Below are 8,238 nucleotides of genomic sequence, written 5' to 3' on the forward strand. Positions count from 1 at the left end.
ACGCACTTCGAGGAGATCTGCGAGATCCTCAAGGCGTACGACGTCAGCTTCAGCCTGGGAGACGGGCTGCGGCCGGGCTCCATCGCGGATGCCAACGACGCGGCGCAGTTCGGCGAGCTGGAGGCGCTCGGCGAGCTGACGAAGATCGCCTGGAAGCACGACGTGCAGGTGATGATCGAGGGCCCGGGCCACGTGCCCATGCACCTCATCCACGAGAACATGACGAAGCAGCTCGCCATCTGCCACGAGGCGCCCTTCTACACGCTGGGGCCCCTCACCACGGACATCGCGCCGGGGTATGACCACTTCACCAGTGGCATCGGCGCGGCGATGATCGGCTGGTTCGGCACGGCGATGCTCTGCTACGTCACCCCCAAGGAGCACCTGGGGCTGCCCAACCGGGACGACGTGAAGGAGGGCGTCATCACCTACAAGATCGCCGCCCACGCCGCGGACCTCGCCAAGGGGCACCCGGGCGCGCAGCTGCGCGACAACGCCCTGTCCAAGGCCCGCTTCGAGTTCCGCTGGGAGGACCAGTTCAACCTCTCGTTGGATCCCGAGCGCGCCCGCGCCTTCCACGATGAGACCCTGCCCGCCGAGGGCGCCAAGGTGGCCCACTTCTGCTCCATGTGCGGCCCGCAGTTCTGCTCGATGAAGATCACCCAGGACGTGCGCGACTACGCCGAGAAGACCGGGGTGCTCGACGAGCAGAAGGCGCTGGAGACCGGCATGGCCGAGAAGAGCGAGGAGTTCAAGAAGGCCGGCGCGGAGCTCTACCGCTGAGTTCCTCCTGACCCGTAAGGTCCCCTCCGACCTCTCCCCGGGATGCCTACTACGTGACATCTACCCGGGGAGTGGGGGAGTATGGAGGCGTCAGGGCGCGGCTTGACGCGCCCGGTAGTTCTCGGAGGGGTTCAATGGAGCAGCAGGGTCAGCAGGTCGGCTCGTTCATCACCGGTTCATCGATGCCGACGCAGGATGAGAAGACGTGGGGGATGCTGTCGCATCTGAGCGGTCTGTTGCTGGCCTTCATCGGCCCGCTCATCATCTGGCAGACGAAGGGCAAGGAGTCCGCCTGGGTGGAGCGTCAGGCGATCGAGGCGCTCAACTTCCAGATCACCGTCGGCATCGCGTTCGTCGCCTCGTTCATCCTGACCTTCGTGCTGATCGGCGCCTGCCTGATGCCGCTGGTGGGTCTGGCGGCGCTGGTGCTGTCCATCATCGGTGGCATCAAGGCCAACAACGGCGAGGCCTACCGCTACCCGGCCACCATCCGGCTGATCAAGTAACCCCACGCGTGGGGCAGTAGCGCCACGGGCGAGGCGGGCCTCCACGAGGGGGCCGGTCCTCGCCCGTCGTGCTTCCGGGGCTCAGCCGCCGATGCCCATCATGGACAGCAGCGAGGTCCCGGCGCCGGGCTCGGTGAAACGGTGGCCCTCGGGCTTCTCACCGAGGGCGTGGCGGATGGCCAGGGCCAGGTCCGTGTCCGTGGCACCGCCGCGGATGAGCGCGTGCAGCGGCGCCTGGGCCCGCCCGCCGAGGCAGCTCCGCAGGTCTCCATTGGAGGCCACGCGCACGCGGTTGCAGCCGCCGCAGAAGTTCTGGGTGAGGGGCGAGATGAAGCCCACCAGCCCCCCGGGGGCGCGCCAGTAGCTCGCCGGGCCCGAGGTGACATCGTGCCGCGCGTCCTCGGGGACGAGGGGGAGGCCCGAGGCCTGGATCTGCTCCACCAACTCCGCGGTGGGCACCGGCGTCCCCTGGCCGAAGGGCATCAGCTCGATGAAGCGCGGCACGATGCCCCGGGCGTGGGCATGGGCGATCAGGGCGGGCACCTCGAGGTCGTTCACCCCGCGCATGACGACGACGTTGAGCTTGAGGGAGGCGTAGCCCGCCGCCACGGACGCGTCGATGCCGCGCAGGATGGTGGCGAGGTCTCCCTGCTTGGAGATGCGCCGGAAGGTGGCCTCGGACAGGGTGTCCAGGCTGAGGTTGAGCTGGGTGACACCCGCCTCGCGCAGGGGCACGGCCAGCCGCTCCAGGTGGCTCGCGTTGGTGGTGATGGCCACCCGCTCCACCCCGGGCACCGCGGCGATGCGCTGGGCGACCTCGACGATGTCCGGGCGGATGAGGGGCTCGCCCCCGGTGAGTCGGACCCGCCGGATCCCCAGGCGGGCGAAGACGGAGACGATGCGCTCGAACTCCCCGGGCGTCAGGAGATCCTTCTTCCCACCCCAGCTCGCCGGCGAGCAGTACGTGCAGCGGAAGTTGCACCGATCCGTCACGGACAGGCGCAGGTACGTGATGGTCCGCCCCTGCGCGTCGAGCAGGGGAGCAGTCAGGGGATCCCTGGGCAGAGGGGAAGGGAGAGTCATCGTAGGAGCCTCACCTCTTAACCGTTCTGCCCGGTGCTGGCATCCCCATCAGTCGCGAGTGTTGCCCTGGCGTCCACCCGCCAGCACCGAGAGGACCAGCGGCTGCTGGGCCGGGGCTGCGGTGGCGGGGGGAGCGGCGGGAGGCGCGGCACGAGTCGAGGGCCCCGGGCCACCCGTTACCGGCGCCGGGTTGCCAGGGCCGGGGATGGTCTGGTCGAGGTCGTCCAGATCATCGCCGAGCCGGGCGAGGGTGGCCTCGGCCTCCTGGGCATGGACCTCCGCCTGCACCAGGGTCAGCTTCCGGTTTTGCATGTCCTCGCGGATCTTGATGAGCGCCTGCTCACCGATGTCGAGGAAGGCCCGGACGACCTCGCGGTCGAACTGCGTCCCCGCGCAGCGGTTGATCTCCGCGATCGCGTTGGCGAACGAGGTGCCCTTGCGATAGGGCCGGTCGCTCGTCATCGCGTCCAGGGTGTCCGCCACGGCGAAGATGCGCGCGCCGATGTGGATCTCCTGGCCTCGGAGGTTGCGCGGGTAGCCCTGGCCGTCCCAGCGCTCCTGGTGCGAGAGCACGATCTGCGCCGGCGTGGCCAGGAAGGGGATGTTCTGGATCATCTGGAAGCCGATGTCCGGATGCTTGCGCATCTCCTGCCACTCCTCCGGGGTGAGCTTTCCCGGCTTGAGCAGCACGGCGTCCGGCACGCCAATCTTCCCGATGTCATGCAGCAGGGCGCCGCGGCCGATCTCCTCCAACTCCTGGCCCTTGATGCTCAGACGCTCGGCGATGGCGTTGGTGTAGCGCACCACGCGCTGCGAGTGGTCCGACGTCTCGTGCTCGCGGGCGTCCAGCGCCGCCACCAGCGCCAGCAGGGTGGACTGGTAGGTGTGGGCGATGTCCCGGAGCGCGTTGCGCAGCTCCGTGGTGCGGTCCCTCACCTTGCGCTCCAGCTTCTTCTGGTAGCGCTTGCGTGCCAGCTCGATGCGGCGCTTGGCGAGCGCCCGCTCGATGGCGCGGATGAGATCCGTCAGCTTGGGTGGCTTGAGGAGGTAGTCCACGGCGCCGCGGCGCAGGCAGTCCACCGCGGACTCGGTGTCACCGTAGCCCGTCAGCATGATGACCGAGGTGTCCGGGTAGCGCTCGCGCAGGTTCTCGAGCAGCCACAGGCCGTCCTTGCCCGGCATCTTCATGTCGCTGATGACCAGCGGTGTCTCTTCCTGCCCGGCGATGTCCAGGGCCATCTCGGCGCCACTGGCGACCACGCAGTTGTAGCCCTCCTCTCTGAGGAGGACGGAGATGACGTCGCGCACGGAATCGTCGTCGTCGACGATCAGGATGCGGGGAGGTACGGGAGGAATAGCTTCCACAGGGGGCGATTCTAGGGGGATCGGGCCGCGGAAGGCCAACCCAACTCGGTTTTTCGAGATTCTCGGCCGTCCGGTCGTGAGACGGGGGGGGTAGGGAATGCCCCCCTGTCGGCTCAGCGACGGGGGAAGCGATCAAAACGAAACGGGGTGAGGTCCACGGAGGGAGACTCCCCGAGGACCACCTGGGCCACGAGCTTCGCGGTGATGGGGGCCAGGAGGATTCCGTTGCGGAAGTGACCGGTGGCCAGGAAGAGGCCGGGCAGGGGGCCCTCCCCCAGGATGGGGAGGTGATCCTCCGTATAGGGCCGCAAGCCCGCCCACGTCTCCTGGACCGGCGCCGAGGCCAACGCGGGGCAGATCTGCATGGCCAGGGAGAGGATGCGGTGCAGGCCCTCGGCGGTGACGTGCTTCTCGAAGCCGGCGAACTCCAGGGTGCTGCCGGCGAGGATGCGCCCGTCGGCCCGGGGGATGACGTAGCCCTTGTCGGAGAAGATGACGTGCGAGAAGAGCGGCAACCGGGTCTGGAGCTGCACCATCTGCCCACGCGCCGGGCGCACCACGCGCGGATCCAAGGCGATGCCCTGCACCAGGCCGGACCAGGAGCCGGCGGCGATCACCACGGCGTCCGCGCGCAGCGTGTCCCCATCCAGATCCACGCCCACCGCGCGGCCGTGCTCCTCCACCACGCCCCGCACGTAGCCGGTGCGGAAGGTGACGCCCACCTTCGCGGCGGCCATGGTGAGGGCCCGCGTCAGCAGCCGGTTGTCCACCTGGTGGTCATCCTGGAAGCGCGCGGCGGCCACCACCTGGGGCGAGAGCTGGGGCTCCAGGGCGTGCACCTCGGCCGTGGCGAGCAGCTCCGCGCGCAGGCCCAGGGCGCGCTGCCAGCCCACGGTGGTCTCCAGGCGCTGGGCCTCGGCCTCGTCGAAGGCCAGGTGCAGCAGGCCGCTGGGCAGGTAGTTCACGTTGACGCCCGTGAGGGCGAGCAGCTCCGCGGCGAAGTCCGGGTACAGGCCCCGGCTGCGCAGGCCCAGCTCGAGGAAGGGCCCCGGCCCCTCGGACTCCTGCTGGGGGGCGAGGATGCCGCCCGCCGCGCTAGAGGCCTCGGCCCCGGGGATGGAGCGCTCCAGCACCGTCACCCGCGCGCCGGCCTGGCGCAGCCGCAGGGCGATGCCACACCCCATGACTCCGCCCCCGACGATGACCACGTTCATGTCACGCATCGGTGGCGCTTGTGCTCGCACGGGGTGGGGTTTGGCAAGTGTGCGGTAGGTTGGGTTGACGGCACGGGGGGTTTTCCGCTACCAATGGACCCGTGCGTTTCGCGTCCGCTCATCACCACCCCGCGCATCATCGGCCGGCCCTGACGGGACCGTTCGCCGTGCGCATGTCCGGGTGAAGCGTAGAGACGCCCCCGATGCACCTGCCGCAGTGACCGGAAGCCCGTCCCACCCAGGACGGGCTTTTTTCGTTTTCGAGCCCGTCCCCCACCTCTCCGAGTACCCCAATGCTGAAAATCGCCCTGCCCAACAAAGGTCGCCTCTCCGAGGAGGTTCGTGAGCTCTTCAACGACGCCGGTCTGGAGGTCCGTGTCCGAGGAGAGCGGGCCCTCACCGCGTCGCTCGGCGGCGAGTTCGAGGCCATCTTCGTGCGCGCCCAGGACATCCCCGAGTTCGTCGCCGATGGCGCGGCGGCCGCCGGTGTCACCGGGTGGGACCTGGTGTGCGAGTCCGGCCGGGACCTGGAGCTCCTGATGGACCTGGAGTTCGGCAAGTGCCGGCTGGTGGTGGCCGCCCGCGAGGAGAGCGGCATCCAGAAGCTCGAGGACATCCAGGACGGAGTGCGCGTGGCCTCCTCCTTCACCCGGCTGACGCAGGAGTTCTTCACCAAGCGTGGCCAGAAGGTGACGGTGGTGCCGGTGTCGGGCGCCACGGAGATCGCCCCGCACCTGGGCATCGCGGACATCATCGTGGACCTGACGTCCTCGGGCTCGACGTTGAAGATGAACGGCCTGCGCGAGGTGGGCACGGTGGTGCAGTCGAGCGCCCGGCTCATCGCTCGCAAGGGCCATGCCTCCGAGGATGCGGCGAAGCTGGACGAGCTGCGGCAGGCGCTGGGCTCGGTGCTGGCGGCCCGGGGCAAGCGCTACCTGATGGCCAACGTGCCGCGCCGCGTGCTGCCCAACGTGCGCGAGGTGCTGCCGGGCCTCAATGGCCCCACCGTGGTGGACGTGCAGGGCGGAGACTTCGTGGCCGTGCACGCCGTGGTGCCCGCCAAGAGCATCTATCGCACCATCTCGGCCCTGAAGGCCCTGGGCTGCGAGGGCATCCTCGTCACCCGCATCGAGAGGCTGATGCCGTGAGCACCCCCACGCTCAAGTACCAGGGGCGGCTGAAGGACCTGTCCCCCGAGGCGCGTCGCCGCCTGCTGGATCGCACGGGCGAGTCGGATGCCCGCGTCGCGCAGCGCACCGCGGACCTCATCGCCCGCGTGCGCCGGGACGGGGACAAGGCGCTGCGCGAGATGGCGCGCGAGTTCGACCGCGCGGAGCTCCAGTCGCTGGAGGTGCCGCGCTCGGCGTGTGAGGCGGCGCTGGCGTCGCTGGAGCCGAAGTTGAAGGACGCGCTGGCCCGCGCGGCACGCAACATCGCCAAGGCGCACGCGGCGCAGAAGCCCCAGGCCACCGAGGTGGAGACGGAGCCGGGCATCCTCGTCGGGCGCCGGCCGGATCCACTCGGGCGCGTGGGCGTGTACGCGCCGGGGGGCCGGGCCGTGTACCCGAGCAGCGTGCTGATGGGCGTGGTGCCGGCGAAGGTGGCCGGGGTGGGCGAGGTCATCGTCTGCTCGCCGCCGGGCCCGGATGGGAAGCCCTCGGCGGGCGTGCTGGCGGCGGCGGCGCTGGCGGGCGCGGATCGCGTCTTCGCGCTCGGTGGGGCGGGGGCGGTGGCGGCCATGGCCTACGGCACGGAGAGCGTGCCCCGGGTGGACCGCATCGTCGGCCCGGGCAACGCCTACGTGGCGGCGGCCAAGCTGCAGGTGGTGGACGCGGTGGCCATCGACGCGCCGGCGGGCCCGAGTGAGATCCTCGTCGTCGCGGACGGCTCGGCGGACCCCGAGGCGGTGGCGCGGGAGATGCTGGCCCAGGCCGAGCACGACCCGGACGCCTGCTGCGTGACGGTGGCGGTGGGGGAGGCGTTGGCCCGGGAGGTGGCCGGAGCGGTGGGCCGGGCGGCGGCGCGGGCACAGCGCCAGGAGATCGTCGCGAAGGCCCTGAGCGAGCGCGGTGCCGTGCTGAGCGTGGACTCGCTCGATGAGGCCTGGCCCTTCGTGGCGGACTTCGCTCCCGAGCACCTGCTCCTCGCCACCCGAGGGCCGGTGGGGGATCTGTCGAAGGTGCGCAACGCGGGCACGGTGTTCGTGGGCCAGTACGCCTCGGTGGCCTACGGCGACTACATGACGGGCGCCAACCACGTGCTGCCCACCGCGGGCCTGGCCCGTGCGTACTCGGGGCTGAGCGTGCTCGACTTCTACCGGTGGACCACCTACCAGCGCGTGGAGCGCGACGCGGCGGCGCGGCTCGCCGAGGACGTGGGCCTGCTGGCCGACAGCGAGGGCCTCTTCGCCCACGCCGAGGCCGCTCGTGGCTGGAGGAAGCCATGACGCTGCCCTCGCGTGCCTCGTTCCGGGACATCCCGCTGTACTCGCCCTCCAAGGTGAAGTGCAGTGTGGACCTGAGCGACAACACCAACCTCTTCGGCATGCCCCCGGCCGCCGAGCGCGTCCTGCGCGAGACGGTGGCCTCCCACGTCACCCGCTACCCCGTGGGCTACGCCCAGGATCTCAAGCGGGCCGTGGCCGCCTACACGGGCGTGGAGCCCTCGGGGGTGACCACCGGGTGCGGCTCGGACGACGTCATCGACAGCACCCTGCGGGCCTTCCTGGAACCGGGCGACCTCCTCGCCTTCCCGGACCCCACCTTCGTGATGCTGCCCTACTTCGCGAAGACGAACGCGCTGCGGGCCGCGCCGGTACCACTCAAGCCGGACTTCGACATCGACGTGGACGGGCTGCTCGCCACGGGCGCGAAGCTCATCTACGTCTGTACGCCCAACAACCCCACGGGCACGCCGGCCTCGCGGGCCGCGCTGGAGCGCTTGGTGGACAACGCCCCGGGCATCGTCCTGCTCGACGAGGCCTATGCCGAGTTCGCCCGGGAGAGCCACCTGGACCTGGCCTCGCGGCCCAACGTGCTGGCGACGCGCACGCTGTCCAAGGCCTTCGGGCTGGCGGGCATGCGGGTGGGCTACGCGGTGGGCAACCCCACGCTGGTGACCGAGCTGGAGAAGGCGCGCGGGCCCTACAAGGTGGCGGGCCTGTCCGAGCGCATCGCCACCGCGGTGCTGTCCGAGGACGTGCCGTGGATGAAGGCGCGGGCGGCCGAGTCGCTGGCCATCCGCGAGCGGCTGGTGGCCGAGCTGGAGAACCTGGGGCTGAAGTCGTT

General features: G+C 70.5%; 8 protein-coding genes. 5 read left to right on the top strand and 3 right to left on the bottom strand.

Features of this window, described 5'->3' with window-relative positions:
* A partial coding sequence (locus tag VF697_RS39845; protein WP_331103474.1) for a phosphomethylpyrimidine synthase ThiC occupies window positions 1-783 on the top strand: 783 nt, incomplete at its 5' end.
* Between the two features lie 134 nt (window positions 784-917).
* Window positions 918-1,289 carry a DUF4870 domain-containing protein gene (locus VF697_RS39850; RefSeq protein WP_331103476.1) on the top strand — a complete coding sequence of 124 codons (372 nt, stop codon included), beginning with the start codon at window positions 918-920 and terminating at the stop codon, window positions 1,287-1,289.
* Window positions 1,290-1,370: 81 nt separating this feature from the next.
* Here VF697_RS39850 and moaA read toward each other — a convergent pair whose 3' ends face one another.
* The 3 genes from moaA to thiO all read right to left on the bottom strand — a co-directional run bounded on the left by moaA (window position 1,371) and on the right by thiO (window position 4,960).
* Window positions 1,371-2,372 carry a GTP 3',8-cyclase MoaA gene (gene moaA, locus VF697_RS39855; protein WP_331103478.1) on the bottom strand — a complete coding sequence of 334 codons (1,002 nt, stop codon included), beginning with the start codon at window positions 2,370-2,372 and terminating at the stop codon, window positions 1,371-1,373.
* A gap of 48 nt (window positions 2,373-2,420) precedes the next feature.
* Window positions 2,421-3,737: an HD domain-containing phosphohydrolase gene (locus VF697_RS39860; RefSeq protein WP_331103480.1), complete on the bottom strand. Its 1,317-nt coding sequence runs from the start codon at window positions 3,735-3,737 to the stop codon at window positions 2,421-2,423.
* A 113-nt stretch (window positions 3,738-3,850) separates the two neighbouring features.
* Window positions 3,851-4,960 (bottom strand): glycine oxidase ThiO, encoded by a 1,110-nt coding sequence (thiO, locus tag VF697_RS39865; RefSeq protein ID WP_331103482.1) that lies wholly within the window; start codon window positions 4,958-4,960, stop codon window positions 3,851-3,853.
* Between the two features lie 284 nt (window positions 4,961-5,244).
* Between thiO and hisG the strand changes: the two genes are divergently transcribed.
* The 3 genes from hisG to VF697_RS39880 form a co-directional block, all read left to right on the top strand.
* Window positions 5,245-6,099, top strand: a complete 855-nt coding sequence (hisG, locus tag VF697_RS39870; RefSeq protein WP_331103484.1) for an ATP phosphoribosyltransferase — start codon at window positions 5,245-5,247, stop codon at window positions 6,097-6,099.
* The gene (hisD, locus tag VF697_RS39875) at window positions 6,096-7,397 is read left to right on the top strand and encodes a histidinol dehydrogenase (protein ID WP_331103486.1); all 1,302 of its coding nucleotides are present in this window, start codon (window positions 6,096-6,098) and stop codon (window positions 7,395-7,397) included. The genes hisG and hisD overlap by 4 nt, the downstream gene beginning before the upstream one ends.
* On the top strand, window positions 7,394-8,238 hold an 845-nt coding region (locus tag VF697_RS39880; protein WP_331103488.1), incomplete at its 3' end, for a histidinol-phosphate transaminase. The genes hisD and VF697_RS39880, both read left to right, overlap by 4 nt.

Source organism: Archangium sp., assembly GCF_036388035.1.
In the GTDB taxonomy this organism is placed as follows: Bacteria; Myxococcota; Myxococcia; order Myxococcales; family Myxococcaceae; genus Archangium.